The organism is Agrobacterium sp. ST15.16.024 (genome assembly GCF_027956545.1).
GTDB classification, from domain to species: domain Bacteria; phylum Pseudomonadota; class Alphaproteobacteria; order Rhizobiales; family Rhizobiaceae; genus Agrobacterium; species Agrobacterium cucumeris.
Genome location: NZ_JAQKGO010000034.1, coordinates 1 through 596 on the forward strand (window position 1 = coordinate 1; position 596 = coordinate 596).

General features: G+C 63.9%; 1 protein-coding gene. It reads left to right on the plus strand.

What is annotated here, in order from left to right; translation table 11 throughout:
• On the plus strand, positions 1 to 596 hold a 596-nt coding region (locus tag PL640_RS25495; RefSeq protein WP_271363868.1), incomplete at both ends, for an AGE family epimerase/isomerase.

Genomic DNA, 596 nt, shown 5'->3' on the forward strand with positions numbered 1-596 from the left:
GTGCAGCCGCGTCAGGCCTATTGTTTCGCCGCCGCCGGCCAGCACGGCTGGCAGGGGCCCTGGAAAGAGGCGCTCCTGCATGGCCTCAGCTGGTTCGAAAAGGTCTATCGTCTCGATAACGGTCTTTATGGCAACCTCGCCGACCAGACCGGCAAACTGATCGATCCGTCCTTTGATCTCTACAATCAGGCCTTTGCGCTTTTCGCCGCCGCCCAGACCGCTGCGAGCCTGCCCGAGCGCAAGGACGAGATGCGCGGCCGGGCGCTGGATATTCTTGCCATCCTCAAACGCGACTACAAACACCCCGTCGCCGGTTTCGAGGAGGAAAACCCGCCGCGCACGCCGCTCTGTTCCAACCCGCACATGCATCTGTTCGAGGCGATGCTGGCCTGGGAGGTGCAGGACCCGGAAGGCCCATGGTCGGCGCTGGCCGACGAGATCGCCGATCTGGCGCTCACCCGCTTCATCGATGGCGGCAATGGCGGCTTGCGGGAGTTCTTCGAGCATGACTGGACGCCGCATAAGAGCGACAAGGGCCGGATCATGGAGCCGGGCCACCAGTTCGAATGGGCATGGCTTCTGGTGCGCTGGGGCAG